A 16,224-nucleotide genomic window follows, 5' to 3' on the forward strand; every position below is an offset into this window, starting at 1 on the left:
AGCAGCACGGTCAGGGAGGCCCAGGCGAGGTCCTGCCGCTCGCTGTCCTTCCCGATCGCGACGTCGGAACCGCCGGCGAAGCCGGGCGCCGCCTTGCCGTCGGGCGAGGCGCCGCGCGCGCCGACGGCCGTCGTTTTCCGGGCAACGCCGGGCAGCGGGCCGAGGGCCGGCGCGGCGACGGTCACTCCTCCGGCGGCCGTGGCGCCGGCGCGACCGGGTCCTCCGGCGGGGGCGGCGCGGCCGCGCGGAGCAGGGCGTTCAGGCCGGCCCGGCGGGCCACCACCGTCAGCCGGTCCCCCGCCACGATCACCAGCCGCGGGTCGGGCGCCCAGTCGAGGCGCTGGCCGGCCCGGGCGTGCGCCAGCAGGCGTACGCTCTCGGCCCGCCCGACCGCGGCGAGCGGCCGACCGTCCAGCGACGACCCGGCGGCGACGGAGACCTCGGTGACCAGCAGCGCGTGCCGGCCGACCGGGATGGTGGCGATCACCGCGCGGTCCAGCAGCGCGGCCGCGAACGACGGCGCGGCGAGGTACGACACGCTGCGCGAGACGCCGATGCCGAAGGCCTGCTGGATGCGTTCGGCGAAGTGGCCGTCGAAGAGGCGCAGCACCACCTGGAGTTCCGGGTTGACGGCCCGGCCGTTGAGCGCCGCCTGGAGGTTGGTCTCGTCGTCGGTGGAGACCACCACCAGGGCCTGGCAGCCCCCCACGGACGCCGACTGGAGCGTCTCCTCCAGCGCGGCGTCCCCCACGATCAGCGGCACGCCCAGCCGCCGGGCCAGCGCCCCACCGCGCGGCTCGGGCACCTTGTCGATGGCGACCACCTCGACGCCGAAGTCGCAGAGCTGGGCCATCACCCGGGTGCCGACGTTGCCCAGCCCGACCACCACCACGTGCCCGGAGCGCTCGGGCTGGATGCGGCCGGAGTGCAGGGCCAGTCGGGCGTTGACGATGCCGTCCACCACCACGGCGGTGATCAGCGGGATCAGCGCCAGCCCGGCCAGGTTGAGCACCACCTGCATGATCTGCTCGCCGGCCGACTTGTCCGGGTTGGGATCCTGCCCGGTCAGCGTGGTCACCAGCGTGAGGTAGAGCGAGTCGGCCCAGTCCTCCTGCGCGGCGTAGCCGTTGAGCCAGCCGAGCACCCCGATCACCACCAGCAGCACGATCACCGCGACGCCGATCTTGCGGGTGGCGAAGCTGCGCACCGCGCGCAGCAGCACCGTCAGGGGGCGGCGACGCCGGCGGGCCCGTCTCAGCCGGCGGGCGGCCAGCTCCGTCCCGGGCGGCGCGCCGGTCGCCTCGGCGATCACCAGGTCGGCCGCGCGCTCGTCGGCGGGCAGCAGCCGGACCTGCTGCGGGTCGCGGGTGTCGGCCACCCCGCACACCACGTCGGTCGGGCGTACGTCGTCGCGGCGGGCCACGTAGAGGGTGCGCCCGCCGTGCCGGAAGTGGGTGGGGGCGACCTCGCCGAGCGCGGCGGCCACGAAGGCGGGGGCGGCCATGGAGGCGTCGGAGAGCACCGCAGAGTCGGGGAAGATCTGCCGCACCCCGTTGGCGAGCCCGGTGTTGAACATCCGCACCACCAGGCGCAGCCGGGGCTCGACCTCCTGCGCGCAGAGCGCGGCGTGCATGTTGCCCACGTCGTCCTGGTGCAGCAGGGCCAGCCCGTCGGCGCCGGCCAGCCCGGCCCGGCGGAAGGTGACCTCGTCCAGCCGGTCGGCGCGGACGACCTCGACGCCCTGGAGGTCGCGCCCGTCGGGCTCGTCCGAGCGCGGTCGCTCGGGCACGACGAGGGTGATCCGGACGCGGCCGGCCTGGAGCTCGGTGGCGAGCAGCGCCCGCACCACCCAGTAGGCGAGGGCGTCGCGGCCACAGATCACGTAGTGCGCCCGCGCGTCCCCGTTGACCCGGAGCCGCCGGCCGGCACGCCGCGCACGATCCAGCAGGGGCTCCGCCATGTGCCGCATCGTAGTCAGCCGGTCGCGCCGCGCGCAGCCCCTTGATCATGAACGCTGGTCGCACGGCATGTCCCCTCCGGGGGCGGGTAGAGCACCGCCATGCAGACGTTCCTGCCGTACCCGGACTTCCTGGCCAGCGCCCGGACGCTGGACCAGAAGCGGCTGGGCAAGCAGCGGGTGGAGACCATCCAGGTGCTGCGCGGGCTGACCTGGCCCACGTACGGCTGGCGCAACCACCCGGCGGTGAAGATGTGGGCCGGGTACGAGGAGGCCCTCACCCGGTACGGGCTGGACGTCTGCGCGGTCTGGTGCGAGCCCGGCCGGGCCGACACCTGCGCGGGCACGATGACCGCCGACCTCGCCGCCGCCTGCGGCCTGACCCGGGTCCGCACCCAGCGGGAGCTGGCCGAGGCCGGGGAGCTGCCGCCCTGGCTGGGCCGCGACGACCTGCATCTGAGCCACCGCTCGTCGCTGCTGCGCAAGGACCCCGCGCACTACGGGCCGATCTTCGGCGACGACGTCCCGCCCGACCTGGAGTACGTCTGGCCCGCCTCGGACCGGCAGCGCCGCTGCCTACCGCCGACGTGAACGGAAGGGCAGCGTGCGGTCGGGGAAGGCGCCCTTCCCGACCGTCGAGCGGGTCAGACTGGAGACCCACCCGCCGGGAAGGTGCACATGGCGCTGTCGAAAGTGGTCGGTCGGCTCATCGGCGTACGCGAGCACGAGGTGGACCCCGGCGGTGGCGGCGCCCCCCGCGTGCCGGGTCCGGTCGAGGCGGTGGTGGTCGGCGGCGGGATCGCGGGCATGTCGGCGGCGGTGGTGCTGGCGGAGCGCGGGGTGACGGTGACCGTGCTGGAGGCCGCGCCGACCCTCGGCGGCCGGCTCGGGGCCTGGCCGGAGACGCTCGCCGACGGCACCCGCCAGATGAACGAGCACGGCTTCCACGCGTTCTTCCGGCAGTACTACAACTGGCGGTCGATCCTGCGCCGCGCCGACCCGGGGCTCGGCTTCCTGCGGCCGGTCCCGGGCTATCCGATCCTGAGCGAGCGGTGGCCGACGGAGGAGTTCGGCAGGCTGCCGCCCGCGCCGCCGATGAACCTGCTGGCGCTGCTGCTGCGCAGCCCCAGCCTGCGCCTGCGGGACCTGCGCGGGATGGACCGGGACGCGGCGCTGCCGCTGCTCACCTACGACCCGCGGCGCACCTACGCCGAGTTCGACGACACCACCGCCGACGCGCTGCTCACCTCGCTGCGGCTGCCCGACCGGGCCCGCGCGATGCTCTTCGAGGTCTTCTCCCACTCGTTCTTCAACCACGAGGCGGAGATGTCGGCGGCGGAGATGATCGCCCAGTTCCACTTCTACCTGCTGGGCAACCCGGAGGGGCTGGCCTTCGACTGCCCCGACGAGGACTACGCGACGGCGATCTGGGAGCCGCTCGCCCGGCACGTGGAGAAGCACGGCGGCCGGGTGGTGACGGACGCCGCCGCCACCGCCGTGACCGGCGAGGGCGCCGGCTGGCGGGTGGCGACCGCCGACGGCACGTCCTACCCGGCCCGGCATGTGGTGCTCGCCGTCGACCCGCCCGCCCTCGCCGCGCTGGTCGCGGCCTCGCCCGGCCTGGCCGGGCACGCGCCCCGGCTGGCGGCGCGGATGCCCGCGTTCGGCCGGCCCGGCCCGCCGTACGCGGTGGCGCGCTACTGGTGCGACGGGGACGTCTCCGCCGACCGGGCGGTCTTCAGCGGGGTGTCCCGGCAGCCCACCCTGGACTCGGTGACCCTCTACCACCGGTTGGAGAACGAGTCCCGCCGCTGGGCCGCACGCACCGGCGGCTCCGTCGTGGAGCTGCACGCGTACGCCTGCGAGGCGGGGGTGCCGGCCGGGGAACTGGCCGAACGGATGCGGGTCGAGCTGGCCGCGCTCTGGCCGGAGGCGGCGAGGCTGCGGGTCCGCGAGCTGCGCGCCCGGGTGGAGGCGCAGGCGCCGGCGTTCACGCCCGGCAGTCACGCCTGGCGGCCGGGGGTACGCACCGACGCCGACGGGCTCTACCTGGCCGGCGACGGCGTCCGGACGGGCTTCCCGAGCGCGCTGATGGAGCGGTCCGCGGCGACCGGGATCATCGCGGCCAACCACATCCTGCGCGCCGAGGGCGGCGCGGCCGAGCCGGTCCGCTCGATCCGGCCCCGGGGCCTGCTCGCCGGGCGGGGATGAGCAAAACGGGCAAAAGGGTCGACCGGCGGGCATAGGCTGACCGTCTGGGATGAGCCGGGAGGTCAGCGGGATGTCGCCGCGCACGGACGACGACCCGCTCGTCGCCGACGTGCCGCGGGACGACGCGTACCCGCTGATCCGGGACGAGCGGGCCTGCGTCGTGACCGCCCTGCGGCTCGGCTGGTGGATGGCCGACGCCTACCACCACGCGCAGACGGCCGACCTGCTCGACCCCGGGGCCGACCGGCCGGCGGGCGCACCGGCGAAGCTGTCCAACCTGACCGAGATGTCGGGGCGGCGGCGCATGCAGATGTACCTGGACGGCGTGGACGTCGCGCTCGCCCAGATCGCCGAGCTGACCCGGCGCGTCGGCCCCGCGCCCGCCACCGCCGACGCGCGGGACCGGGTGGCCGACGGTTCCGGGGACGTCCTGCTGCTCGCCCTCGACGACCTGAACGTGGAGCTGCTGCGCTGGACCATGGCCACCAACCAGCGGGTGGGGCTGGCGTACCGGCTGGGGCGCTCGCTGGCCGACACCGTCCGGTACGGCGAGGCCGTGCGCAACGGCGACGCCGGGCAGGTGGCCCAGCGCTTCGGCGGGCGGCAGTTCGAGATCGGCCGGTGGCTGGGCGAGCTGGCCAGCGTGCTGCCCCCGTACTCGGCCGCGGTGGTCCGCCGGTCGCTGTCGGCGTGGGCGTCGGCGGTCACCAGGGCGGGCGTGGGCGACCCGACCGAGGCGGGACTGCCCGAGCTGGCCCGCGAGCTGCGCAACCAGGGCGAGCTGTGGCGGGGCGTGCTCACCGGCGGGCTGCACCCCAGGGACCTGCTGGACGAGGAGGACTACGCCATCGTCGCCCGAAACCTGATCATCCGGGACCGGAGGCTGGTGGTGCAGGCCGTCCGGGGCATCTTCTGGCCGGTGCTCGTACCGCTGCTCGCGGTGCTGTTCGCCGTCGTCGGGGTGAGCGCGCTCGCCGCCGCCGGTTCGCCGGTGACGCGGGCCGCCGTGGCCCTGCTCGGGTTGGGCGCCGGGCTGGCCGCGATCTGGCGCACCGTCTCGGGACCGGCGCTCACGGTCGCCGGGGAGGTCAACCGGCCGCTGCTGGAGGCCGAGCTGACCGCGCGGATGGCCGTACGCATCGACCGGCCGCTGGCCGCCGCGCGGGCCGCCGGCCGGGCCCGCCGGCAGCGCCGCCCCGACGAGCCGGGGCCTCGATCGAAATCCGTTGCCCCTCTCTCCCCCGCCGACCTACCGTGATCGCGCAAGGTCAACCACCGCCGCGGGAGCTGGTCATGTCGATGTCGCACGTCACCGGTGTGCCGTCGTGCCTGCCCGTGCGTCCGGCGTCGCCGGCGAGCGGCGGCGGTCACCGCGCCGAAGACCCCCGGGGCGGCCGGCCCGACTGACGTGTGCCCGCACGACATCGAGCCGCCCGTCCGCACCCCGGACCGGGCGGCTCTTTCGCTGTCCGGCCCACCCAGATCGTCACCGCCACGAAGGGAGACACCGGTGGACGCCGTCCTCGTCGTCAACGCCGACCTCGGCCCGCTGCACCGGGTCACCGTCCAGCACGCGATCCGGATGCTCTGCCGGCGGGTCGCCGAGATCCACGAGGCCGAGCCGGACCGGCTGATCGGGGTGTTCCCGGTGCCCCGGGTGGTGCGCCTCGTCCGCTACGTGGTGACCCGGTGGCGGTTCAGCGCCGGCCCGGCCTGGTCCCGCGCCGGGGTGCTGCGCCGGGACGGGCGCTGCTGCGCGTACTGCGGAGGGCCGGCCGACACCGTCGACCACGTCCTGCCCCGCTCGCGCGGCGGCCGGAACACCTGGCGGAACACGACCGCCGCCTGCTACGGGTGCAACCAGCGCAAGGGCGACCGGACGCCGACCGAGGCGGGCATGCCGCTGCGGCGCGAGCCGGTGGCTCCGAGCTGGGCGGCGCTGGCCGGGCGGTGACCGACCGGCCGGCGGGAACGGGGGGCCGCGTCGGGGGTACGACCCTCGGCGCGGCGCCCGCCGGCCCCCGGCGGTCAGTGCCCGGCGGGCGGCGTCCAGCCGAAGCGGGGCGGGCGGCGCTCGTGGAAGGCCGCCACGCCCTCGCGGGCCTCGCCGCTGGCCCGGACCTGCCCGTGCCACCAGGCGATCCGGTCCTCGTCCGCCCGCCCGTCGACGATCTCCTTGGCCGCGGCGACGCTGAGCTGCGACCGGGCGACCACGGCGGCGGTGAGCTCGTCCACCCGGGCGGCGAGCCGGTCGCCCGGCAGCACCTCGTCGACCAGGCCCACCCGCAGCGCCCGCTCGGCGTCGACCAGCTCGGCGGTGAAGAGCAGGTGCTTGGCGGCGGCCGGACCGACCAGCCGGGCCAGCCGGCGGGTGGTCGGCGCCGGATACACCAGGCCCAGCCGCGCCGGCGGCACGCCGAAGCGCGCGTCGGCGGCGGCGACCCGCAGGTCGCAGGCGACGGCGAGCTGGCAGCCGCCCCCCACGCACGCGCCCCGGACGGCGGCGACGGTCGGCTTGGCGAAGGCCGCGAGCCGCTCCTCGGCGGCCACCGCGATGCTGGCGTCGCCGGCGTCCAGCAGCTCGTCCAGGTCGCCCAGGTCCGCGCCGGCGCAGAAGGTGTCCCCGGCGCCGGTGAGCACCAGCACCCGGACGGCCGGATCGGCCTCCAGCCCGTCGAGCAGCTCCGGCAGCCGCCGCCACATCCCGGTGGTCATCGCGTTGCGCCGGGCCGGGTTGTGGATCACCACCGTCGCCACCGGCCCGGCCACCTCGACGAGGAGTTCCGCGTCCGCCACCGTCACCACCCCTTCGACCGTCCGCCGGGACCGGCGGCACGTGCGGCGACCATAACGGCGGGGGCCCGGCGACCATCCTGGCGGGGTGGTCGCCGGGCCCGGCGACGTCAGGAGACGTTGAGCGCGGTGTCGTCCACGACGAAGGACGTCTGGAGCGACGCGTCCTCGGTGCCGGTGAACTTCAGGGTCACGGTCTGTCCCTTGTACGCGGCCAGCGACAGCGACTTCTGCGCGTAGCCGGTGGCCTTGTTCAGGTTCGAGTACGTGGCGAGGGTCGCCAGCACCGTCCCGGAGGAGTTGAGCACCTGCACCCGCAGGGTGTCGTACGCGGTGCCGGTGGTGGTCTCCGCCGAGTCGACGTGCAGCCAGAAGCTGAGGTTGTACGACGTGCAGCCCGCCGGCAGGCTCACCGACTGGGCGAGCGTGTCGGTGCGGGTGGTCCCGTACCCGTTCAGCCACGCGCTCCAGGTGCCGGTGCGGGCCGGCTGCGCCGTGCCGTGCTGGCCGATCACGCCCGAGGTCTGCGACCAGGTGGTGGCCCCGGACTCGAAGCCCGGGTTGCCGAGCTTCTGACCCGGGCTGGTGCAGCCGCCCCCGGTGCCGTTCACGGTCAGCGTGTAGGTGGCGCTGCGGGTGACCGAGCCGGCGCCGTTCACGGTGACCGTGTAGGTGCCCGCCGGCGTGCCGGCAGTGGTGGCGACGGTGAGGGTCGAGGAACCGCCCGAGGTCACCGACGCCGGGCTGAACGAGGCGGTCGCCCCGCTCGGCAGGCCGGTGGCCGACAGCGTCACGGTCTGCGCCGAGCCGCTGGTGGTGGCCGTAGCCACGGTGGTGGAGACCGAGGCGCCGGGGTTCACCGCGCCGGAGGTCGGCGAGAGCGAGACCGAGAAGTCGTTGCCGGTCGAGCACGGCGCGTCGTTGCCGGCCACGTTCACCGCGGTCCAGGCCGCCTGGACGGTCCGGTACTCGGTGGAGCAGCTGCCGTACAGGTCGGTCGCGGCGCGCAGGCTGTACGCCCGGGCGGTGTTCGCCGGGTTGCTGGTGTTCACGTAGGAGGTGTTGGAGGTGAAGTACGTGTCCAGCGCCCGCCACCAGATCTTCTCGGCCTTGGCGCGGCCGATGCCCGTCACCGCCGGGGCGGAGCCGCAGATCGGCGAGGTGCCGTACGGGGTGGCCCCGGTGCCCTCGGCGAGGTTGAAGAAGAAGTGGTTGGCCACGCCGGACGAGTAGTGCACGTCCTTGCTCTTCGTGGCGGTCGACCAGCAGCTGTCGCCCGAGCCGTCCAGGGACGGGTTGTACATGTAGCGCAGCGGCGTCCCGTCACCGTTGATGTTGATCTTCTCGCCGACCTGGTAGTCGCCCGGGTCGGCGGGGCTGTTGGCGTAGAACTCGACCATGTTGCCGAAGATGTCGCTGGTGGCCTCGTTGAGGCCGCCGGACTCGCCGGAGTAGGTCAGGCCGCCGGGGACCACGTTCTCGGTCACGCCGTGGCTCATCTCGTGGGCGGCCACGTCGATGGAGACCAGCGGCCGGGAGTTGCCGCTGCCGTCGCCGTAGGTCATCCGGGAGCCGTCCCAGAAGGCGTTGACATAGTTGTTGCCGTAGTGCACCCGGCTGGGCACGCCCCGGCCGTCGCCGAAGATGCCGTTGCGGCCGTGCACGTTCTTGAAGTAGTCGTACGTCCGGGCGGCGCCGTAGTGCGCGTCCACGGCGGCGGACTGCCGGCTGGAGGTGGCGCCGGTGCCCCAGGTGTTGTCGGCGTCGGTGAACGTGGTGCAGGTGGACGTGCCGTTGTTCATGTCGCACGTGGAGCCGTTGCCGCGCAGCGGGTCGATCATCTGGTACGTGCTGCCGGAGAGCGTGGTGTCCACCGTGACGGCGCCCGAGTAGACGCTGTTGCCCGTGCCGGCGACGGCCTCGATCTCGTCGTACGAGCCGATGGTCTTGCCGGTGACGGCGTCGGTGACGACGTGGAACACCGACGGGGTCTGCCCGTCCGGGTGCCAGCCGGTGACGACGGTCTCCCAGGCCAGCCGGCCCTTGCCGGAGCTGGCGTCGACGAAGAGCTCCGGGGCGCCCACGGCGGTGAGCGTGCCGGAGAACTGGGCGCGGGCGGCCTTCTTCGCCGCCGCGGCCGGGACCTTCGCCGTGGTGGGCAGGGTCAGCGGGGCGTCCAGACCGACCGAGGAGCCGGCGTAGCCGCCGTCGGGGGCCGTGTGGATGACGAAGTCACCGCCGTACACCCGCAGGCCCTGGTAGGTCCGGGTGTAGCGGGTGTGCGCGGCGCCGTTCGGGTCCACCTTGGTGCTGTGCACCTGGTAGGACTCGGCGCCGGTGCCCTGGACGGCGCCGGGGTTGGTGCGCAGGACGCTCGCCGCGGCGGCGGCGGGCCCGCCCGGGGCGGGGGCGGTGGGGGGTGCCGCGAGCGCCGGGGTGGCGACGCCGGTCAGCAGGCCGCTGGTGAGCAGGGCTGTACCGACGGCGGCAAGGGGTCTCTTCACGTGCCCTCCTGAACGGGGGTATGCGTGACGGGGGATAGTCACACATGTAGATATAACGATGGGACGACCCAAAAGAGAAGGGGTGATCCGGATTCCGCCCGGGACACTGACCGTTCGGTGGAACCGGGGCCGACGGGAACCGCGCCGGCGCGCCGCGCGTCCGAGCGGCATGAGATCAGCTTCGATGGCCGGGGTCAAGATCGCGCTGGTGGCGACCGTCCTGTCCGGCTGCGCGGCGACGCAGCCGGCGCACCGGGTGCCACCGCCGGAGAGCTTCCCGGCGAGCCCGTCCGCACCCGACCGGCCGACGGCCGCGCCGCCCACCCCCGCACCGACGGCCGCGGCGCGCGTCGTGCTGACCCGGTCGGGCGGGATCGCCGGGCGCGGCGACACCGTGACGGTGGAGCCCGACGGACGGTGGACCGCCGTCGACCGCGCCGGCTCACGGCGTACCGGCCGGCTCTCCGGCGCGGACCTGGACCGGCTGCGCCGGCTCGTCGCCGACCCCGCGCTCGCCGCCGAGGCCGGCCGCCCGTCGACCCCCACCGCCTGCCGGGACGCCTTCAGCTACCGGCTGACCGTCGGGGCGGTGGAGACCGGCTACGTGGACTGCCCGTCCGACGGCGACGCGCCGACGACGGCCCGCGCGACGGCCCGCGCGGTGGTGGAGCTGCTGGTCGGGGCCACCGGCTGAGCGGGGCGCGGGCTCAGAACCGGTAGCACTCCGGCAGGCCGGTGCCGCGCAGCTCGGGCGGCAGGTGGGCGACGTCGTTGACGGCGACCAGGGTGGGCGGCCCGTCGGAGCGGTAGCGGATCACCGTGAGCCCGCAGTGCTGCGCGTTGAGCCCCAGCCAGCGCCGCTCCGGCGCGTCGAGCGCATGCCGGACGAACCAGGCGATCAGGAACGTGTGCGTGACGACGAGGTCCCGCCGGTCGCCGTCCACCGGCGCGGTGGCGAAGCGCCGCACGGCTGCCGCCGCCAGTCGCGGCCCGTCGGCCCGCTCGGCCGGAGAGAAACCCGCCAGCAGCCGGGCGTACGCGGGCGGCAGGCCGGCCGGGTCGGTGTCGTGCGGCAGGTGGTCGCCGACCTCCTCGGCGGCGTACACGCCGGTCCCGGGCAGCGACGCCGCGACCAGCTCGGCGGTCTCGGCGGCGCGACGCAGCGGGCCGTGGTGGACGGCGTCGACGGGCACGCCGCGCAGCCGCTCGCCGAGCAGCGTCGCCTGCCGGCGGCCCCGTTCGGACAGGCCGGTCGTTGGCGGGTCGACGTCCGGCGGTGTCCCCGCCGGCCGGTCCTGCTCGCCGTGCCGGGCCAGGTAGAGCAGGCGGGTCCCCACGTCGTCCCCCTCGTACGCGACCGGAGGCGTGCCGCCGGCGGCACGCCTCCCGATCATGGCCCCTCGGCGCCAGGGTCAGCCCCGGGGGAACATCTGGCCGATGCGGATCTTGTTGCCGAACGGGTCGCGGATGCCGAAGTCGATCCCGTACGGGCGCTCCATCGGCTCGTCGGTGATCTCGACGCCCTTGGCGACCAGGTCCTCGTACGTCTTGTGCGCGTCGTCGGTGGTCATGAAGAGGTACCCGCCCAGGGCCCCCTTGGTGAGCAGCTCCCGGACCTGCTCGGCGGTGGCCGGGTCCAGAGCGGGCGGGCCCGGCTTCTCCAGCAGGATCTCGCGCTCCGGGTCGCCGGGCAGGTTCACCGTCAGCCAGCGCATGAAGCCGAGATCCTGGTCGGTGTTGACCTCCAGGCCGAGCTTTCCCACGTAGAAGTCGAGGGCCTCGTCCTGGTCGAGGACGTAGATCTGGGAGCGGCTGATCGCGTTCATCGTCATGCCGGGAACGCTACGGGGCCGCCCCGACCTGCTGCTTATCCAAAACTGACCTCTGCTAGCCGAAGCTGCTGGGCCGGGTCCAGGCCTTGGTGAAGCAGGTCGGCACGGCTGCGGACGGCGCCTTGCGCCGGCGGTACTCCGACGGCGGCTCGCCGACGATCTGACGGAACGTGCGGCTGAACGTGCCCAGGCTGGAGAAGCCGACCGCGTAGCAGACATCGGTGACGTCCCGGTCGGTGTGCAGCAGCAGGTACATGGCCCGCTCCACCCGCCGCCGCTGGAGGTAGCGGTGCGGGGTCTCGCCGAAGGTGGCCCGGAAGGTGCGGATGAAGTGCGCCTCGGAGACGTACGCGATGCGGGCCAGGGCGGGGATGTCCAGCGGCTTGTCGTACGCGCGGTCCATGGCGTCGCGGGCGCGCAGCATGGCCCGGTTCGACTCCTCCGCCGCCCTGCTCACGCCGCCCAGCATAGGGTGCCGCCACGCGGGGCCCGCTACCTCGGCGCCATCGCGAGGATGGTGTCGAGGCCGTGTCGAACAAGTCGTCGTCCCATCGAGCGTCGTCGAGATGGCCGGAGGCGCGCCGGGGCCACCTGCCGTTCGGCCACGGCACCGGCCGGGCCGCGTCGTGGCGGCCCACCGCGCGCGTCGGCTGTCGTGACCGCCGCTGCGGCCGGCGCTGCATCCGCGCCGCCCTCGGTGACAGGCCGGTCGACCGCACGGACGGACGACAGCGCCGAGCGCGACGTGACTGATGGAATTGGAGCCCCCGGCCGGGATCGAACCGGCGACATCTCGCTTACAAGGCGAGTGCTCTGGCCAGCTGAGCTACAGGGGCGTGTGGTGCCGACGTCAGCATAGCGACTGACGTCCGGATTTCCCCCTCGGCAGGCCCCCCGAGCACCGGAAACGTCGCCGACCCACCGCGAAGTACCGGTATCGGCGGTCGATTGATGTCCGCCCGTGCCCGAGTGCCCGGAATGTCTATGGAACCTGTCCCATCCCGTGCTCCCCGCCTTGGCACGTGGCGAAAAGCCGTTTACCGTGCAGTGACACGGACGACATCTCGATCATCGAGAGGCTGCCCGTGGGCCGGCGCGTTCCCGTGCCGGCCGCTCCTTCACTCGGATCGTCCGGCACGTTCCTGCCGGTGAAAGGAAGCAGCCCACCATGGCTACGGTCACCTACTCCAAGGCGTCCCGGATCTACCCGGGCCAGGAGCGTCCCGCCGTCAACCAGCTGGACCTGGAGATCGGCGACGGCGAGTTCCTCGTCCTGGTCGGCCCCTCCGGTTGCGGCAAGTCCACCAGCCTGCGCATGCTCGCCGGCCTGGAGGACGTCGACCAGGGCTCGATCCACATCGACGACCGGGACGTCACCCACCTGCCGCCGAAGGCCCGCGACATCGCGATGGTCTTCCAGAACTACGCCCTCTACCCGCACATGACGGTGTACGAGAACATGGCGTTCGCGCTCAAGCTGCGCAAGACCTCGAAGGCCGAGATCGACCGGCGGGTCAAGGAGGCGGCGGCGCTGCTCCAGCTGGAGGAGTTCCTCGGCCGCAAGCCGAAGGCCCTCTCCGGTGGTCAGCGCCAGCGGGTGGCCATGGGCCGGGCGATCGTCCGCGAGCCGCAGGTCTTCCTCATGGACGAGCCGCTGTCGAACCTCGACGCGAAGCTGCGTGTGCAGACCCGTACCCAGATCGCCTCGCTGCAGGCCAAGCTGGGCGTCACCACCGTCTACGTCACCCACGACCAGGTCGAGGCCATGACGATGGGCCACCGGGTGGCGGTCATGCTCGACGGCGTGCTCCAGCAGGTGGACACCCCGCGGGCGCTCTACGACACCCCGGCCAACGTCTTCGTCGCCGGCTTCATGGGCTCCCCCGCCATGAACATCAAGACCGTGCCGCTGACCGAGCAGGGCGCCGCGTTCGCCGACCTGCAGATCCCGCTCACCCGTGAGCAGGTCGAGGCGGCCCGCGCCGACGGCGGCAACAACAAGGTGACCGTCGGCTTCCGCCCCGAGGACTGCGACCTGGTCAGCCCGACCGAGGGCGGCATGCCGGTCGTCGTCGAGCTGGTCGAGGACCTCGGCTCGGACGCCAACATCTACGGCCACGCCGCGCTGGAGGGCAACAACGAGCGCTTCGTGGTCCGTACCGACCGGCGCACCATGCCGAACATGGGCGACACCGTGTTCGTCAAGCCGCGCGAGGGCCGCAGCCACGTGTTCAACGCGGGCACCGGCAACCGCATCTGACGTACCACCGCGAAAGGGGCGGCCCGCCGTTGGCGGACCGCCCCTTTCCGTGTCTGCGGGATCAGCCCTCGGCCGCCCGGCGGCGGGCCACCTCGGCGAGGGTGACGGCGGCGGCGACGCTCGCGTTGAGCGACTCGACGTCCGAGACCATCGGGATGCTGACCGTGAGGTCGCAGGTCTCGCCGACCAGCCGGGAGAGCCCCCGGCCCTCGGAGCCGACCACCACGACCAGCGGGCCGACGGCGGCCTCCAGGTCATAGAGGTCCGTCTCGCCGTCGGCGTCCAGGCCCACCACCAGGAAGCCGGCGTCCTGGCATGCCTTCAACGACCGGGTCAGGTTGGTCACCTGGGCGACCGGCACCCGCGCCGCCGCGCCGGCACTGGTCCGCCAGGCGGTCGCGGTGATCCCGGCCGCCCGCCGCTCCGGTACGAAGACGCCCTGCGCGCCGAAGGCGGCGGCGGACCGGATCACCGCGCCGAGGTTGCGCGGGTCGGTCACCCCGTCCAGCGCCACCAGCAGCGGGGCGGCCTGCTCCAGCGCCGCCGCGACGAGGTCCTCGAACGGCTCGTACGCGAACGGCGGCACCTGGAGGCCGATGCCCTGGTGCAGCACGCCGCCGGTCATCCGGTCCAGCTCGGCCCGGCTGACCTCCAGGATCGCGATGCCCCGGTCGGCGGCGGTCCGGACGATCTCGTTGACGCGGTCGTCGGCGTCGATGCCCTGGGCGGTGTAGAGCGCGGTCGCCGGCACCTGGGCGCGCAGCGACTCCAGCACCGGGTTGCGCCCGACCAGCAGCTCCGGCGTGTCCTTCGACGGGTTGGACTTGCGGCCCGGGGCGACCCGGGGGCCGCCCCGACCGGCGGGCCTGGCGCCCCGGCCGCCGCCCGTGCCGCGCCCGCCGCCGGTCGGCGTGCCCCGGCCACCGCCCTTGCCCCAGGTGGTGTCCTTGCTGCCCGGCTGGCCGATCTTGGGCGCGCGGCCCTCCTCGGCCGCCGCCCGGCGCTCCTTGTCCTGCTTCCAGGCGGTGCGCTGGGGCAGCTTCTCGGTGCCCGAGTAGGCCTTGTGCCAGGGCCGCTCGTCGGCGGGCAGGGTCCTGCCCCGCCCGGCGAGGGCGTCCTTGTTCTTGCCACCGGAGCCCTTGGGGGCTCCCGCCTTCGGCGTCAGACGCCGGCCACGGCGCTGCGAGTTGCCGGCCATCAGTCCTGCTCTCCAATAGTCCAACGGGGGCCCTGGGGGGTGTCCTCGACCACCACGCCGGCCTGCTTGAGCTGGTCGCGTACGGCGTCGGCGGCGGCCCAGTCCTTGCGACCGCGGGCCTGTGCGCGCTGCTCCAAGGCCAGCGCGACCAGTGAGTCCACCACGCCGCGCAGGTCGTCCGTGCGGCCGCCACCGGTCCACGCCGGGTCGAGGGGGTCGACCCCGAGGATATCCAGCATGGCGCGGGCCGCGGCCAGCGCCGTGCGGACGGTCACATCGTCGCCGCCGGTCAGGGCGGTGTTGCCGTCGCGGACCACCTCGTGCAGGACGGCGAACGCGGCGGAGGTGTTCAGGTCGTCGTCCATGGCCGCCGCGAACGCGCCCGGCAGCTCACCGAGCTGGCCGGCGCCGACGCGCTCGACGGCCCGCTGCACGAATCCCTCGATCCGGCGGTACGCGACGGCGGCCTCGCGCAGCGCGTCCTCCGAGTAGTCGATCCGGGACCGGTAGTGCGCGGCGGCGTAGTAGTAGCGCAGCTCCACCGGGCGCACCCCGAGCGAGTCGACGTACGTCAGGTCGAGGGCGTTGCCGAGCGACTTGCCCATCTTGGCGCCGCCGATGCTGAGCAGCCCGTGGTGCACCCAGTAGCGGGCGAACGGCAGCCCGGCGGCCTGCGATTGGGCGATCTCGTTCTCGTGGTGCGGGAAGGTGAGGTCGAGCCCTCCGCCGTGGATGTCGAACTCGGCGCCGAGGTAGCGCCAGCACATCGCCGAGCACTCGATGTGCCAGCCCGGTCGGCCCCGCCCCCACGGCGACGGCCAGTAGGCGTCCGCCGGCTCGTCGGGCTTGGCGCCCTTCCAGAGCGCGAAGTCGCGCGGGTCGCGCTTGCCCCGGTCGGGGGCGTCCCCGGCCGACTGCATCGCGTCCGGCGACTGCCCCGACAGGGAGCCGTACGCCGGCCACGAGCAGACGTCGAAGTAGACGTCGCCGGAGTCGTCGGTGGCCGGGTAGGCGTGCCCGTCGGCGATCAGCTTGGCGATCAGCTCGTGCATCTCCGGGATGTGCCCGGTGGCCCGCGGCTCGTACGTCGGGGGCAGCACGTTGAGCGCCCGGTAGGACTCGGCCAGGATCAGCTCGTTGGCGTACGCGATCGACCAGAACGGCCGGCCCCGCTCCATCGCCTTGACCAGGATCTTGTCGTCGATGTCGGTCACGTTGCGGATGAAGGTGACCTCGTAGCCGGCGGCGAGCAGCCAGCGGCGCAGCACGTCGTAGTTGACGCCGGAGCGAAGGTGACCGATGTGCGGCGGGGCTTGGAGGGTGAGACCACACAGGTAGACCCCCACCTTGCCGGCTTCCCGCGGGACGAAGTCCCGCACCGATCGGGTGGCGGTGTCATACAGGCGTAGCGTCACCGTACAAGGGTAGCCGTCCACGCATTCCGGGGTTGTCCGGAGCCGGGTCGTACG

The 16,224-nt window shown here is 74.1% G+C and carries 15 protein-coding genes and 1 tRNA gene; 6 read left to right on the top strand and 10 right to left on the bottom strand.

The window, feature by feature from the left end:
- Together AB0G13_RS14215 and AB0G13_RS14220 are read right to left on the bottom strand one after the other, a co-directional pair.
- The coding region (locus AB0G13_RS14215) for a hypothetical protein (RefSeq protein ID WP_357873645.1) at positions 1–185 on the bottom strand (185 nt) is incomplete at its 3' end.
- Positions 182–1,969 (bottom strand): NAD-binding protein, encoded by a 1,788-nt coding sequence (locus tag AB0G13_RS14220; RefSeq protein WP_357873648.1) that lies wholly within the window; start codon positions 1,967–1,969, stop codon positions 182–184. The genes AB0G13_RS14215 and AB0G13_RS14220, both read right to left, overlap by 4 nt.
- Before the next feature lie 90 nt (positions 1,970–2,059).
- Here AB0G13_RS14220 and AB0G13_RS14225 point away from each other — a divergent pair, with 90 nt between their 5' ends.
- The 4 genes from AB0G13_RS14225 to AB0G13_RS14240 all read left to right on the top strand — a co-directional run bounded on the left by AB0G13_RS14225 (position 2,060) and on the right by AB0G13_RS14240 (position 6,122).
- Positions 2,060–2,548, top strand: coding sequence for an MSMEG_6728 family protein (locus tag AB0G13_RS14225; RefSeq protein ID WP_357873651.1), 489 nt, complete (start codon positions 2,060–2,062; stop codon positions 2,546–2,548).
- Positions 2,549–2,635: 87 nt separating this feature from the next.
- Positions 2,636–4,168 (top strand): FAD-dependent oxidoreductase, encoded by a 1,533-nt coding sequence (locus tag AB0G13_RS14230; RefSeq protein WP_357873654.1) that lies wholly within the window; start codon positions 2,636–2,638, stop codon positions 4,166–4,168.
- 70 nt (positions 4,169–4,238) lie between these two features.
- Complete coding sequence (locus AB0G13_RS14235) at positions 4,239–5,426, top strand: hypothetical protein (RefSeq protein ID WP_357873657.1); 1,188 nt, start codon at positions 4,239–4,241, stop codon at positions 5,424–5,426.
- A gap of 252 nt (positions 5,427–5,678) precedes the next feature.
- Complete coding sequence (locus AB0G13_RS14240; RefSeq protein ID WP_357873660.1) at positions 5,679–6,122, top strand: HNH endonuclease; 444 nt, start codon at positions 5,679–5,681, stop codon at positions 6,120–6,122.
- A gap of 74 nt (positions 6,123–6,196) precedes the next feature.
- On the opposite strand, the gene AB0G13_RS14245 is transcribed toward AB0G13_RS14240, so the two are convergent.
- Positions 6,197–6,970 (bottom strand): enoyl-CoA hydratase/isomerase family protein, encoded by a 774-nt coding sequence (locus AB0G13_RS14245; RefSeq protein WP_357873791.1) that lies wholly within the window; start codon positions 6,968–6,970, stop codon positions 6,197–6,199.
- 101 nt (positions 6,971–7,071) lie between these two features.
- On the bottom strand, positions 7,072–9,465 hold the full coding sequence (locus tag AB0G13_RS14250; RefSeq protein ID WP_357873663.1) for a M4 family metallopeptidase: 2,394 nt from the start codon (positions 9,463–9,465) through the stop codon (positions 7,072–7,074).
- A 184-nt stretch (positions 9,466–9,649) separates the two neighbouring features.
- On the opposite strand from AB0G13_RS14250, the gene AB0G13_RS14255 reads away from it, so the two are divergent.
- Entirely contained in the window at positions 9,650–10,159 is a 510-nt protein-coding gene (locus AB0G13_RS14255) for a hypothetical protein (protein ID WP_357873665.1), read from the top strand.
- 13 nt (positions 10,160–10,172) lie between these two features.
- Here the strand turns inward: AB0G13_RS14255 and AB0G13_RS14260 are convergent, their stop codons facing one another.
- From AB0G13_RS14260 to AB0G13_RS14275, 4 genes are all read right to left on the bottom strand, one after another.
- Entirely contained in the window at positions 10,173–10,859 is a 687-nt protein-coding gene (locus AB0G13_RS14260) for a histidine phosphatase family protein (RefSeq protein ID WP_357873668.1), read from the bottom strand.
- Between the two features lie 18 nt (positions 10,860–10,877).
- Positions 10,878–11,297, bottom strand: coding sequence for a VOC family protein (locus AB0G13_RS14265; RefSeq protein WP_121401524.1), 420 nt, complete (start codon positions 11,295–11,297; stop codon positions 10,878–10,880).
- A gap of 55 nt (positions 11,298–11,352) precedes the next feature.
- Positions 11,353–11,754, bottom strand: a complete 402-nt coding sequence (locus AB0G13_RS14270; RefSeq protein WP_357873671.1) for an AraC family transcriptional regulator — start codon at positions 11,752–11,754, stop codon at positions 11,353–11,355.
- 302 nt (positions 11,755–12,056) lie between these two features.
- Positions 12,057–12,133, bottom strand: a tRNA-Thr gene (locus AB0G13_RS14275).
- 332 nt (positions 12,134–12,465) lie between these two features.
- Between AB0G13_RS14275 and ugpC the strand changes: the two genes are divergently transcribed.
- Complete coding sequence (ugpC, locus tag AB0G13_RS14280) at positions 12,466–13,557, top strand: sn-glycerol-3-phosphate ABC transporter ATP-binding protein UgpC (protein ID WP_357873673.1); 1,092 nt, start codon at positions 12,466–12,468, stop codon at positions 13,555–13,557.
- A 61-nt stretch (positions 13,558–13,618) separates the two neighbouring features.
- Here the strand turns inward: ugpC and rlmB are convergent, their stop codons facing one another.
- Both rlmB and cysS read right to left on the bottom strand, forming a co-directional pair.
- Entirely contained in the window at positions 13,619–14,755 is a 1,137-nt protein-coding gene (gene rlmB, locus AB0G13_RS14285) for a 23S rRNA (guanosine(2251)-2'-O)-methyltransferase RlmB (RefSeq protein WP_357873676.1), read from the bottom strand.
- On the bottom strand, positions 14,755–16,170 hold the full coding sequence (gene cysS / locus AB0G13_RS14290) for a cysteine--tRNA ligase (RefSeq protein ID WP_357873680.1): 1,416 nt from the start codon (positions 16,168–16,170) through the stop codon (positions 14,755–14,757). Before cysS ends, rlmB begins: the two co-directional genes overlap by 1 nt.
- Positions 16,171–16,224: the final 54 nt, after the last annotated feature.

Origin of the sequence: Micromonospora sp. NPDC023633 (assembly GCF_040640035.1) — a bacterium.
GTDB lineage: Bacteria > Actinomycetota > Actinomycetes > Mycobacteriales > Micromonosporaceae > Micromonospora.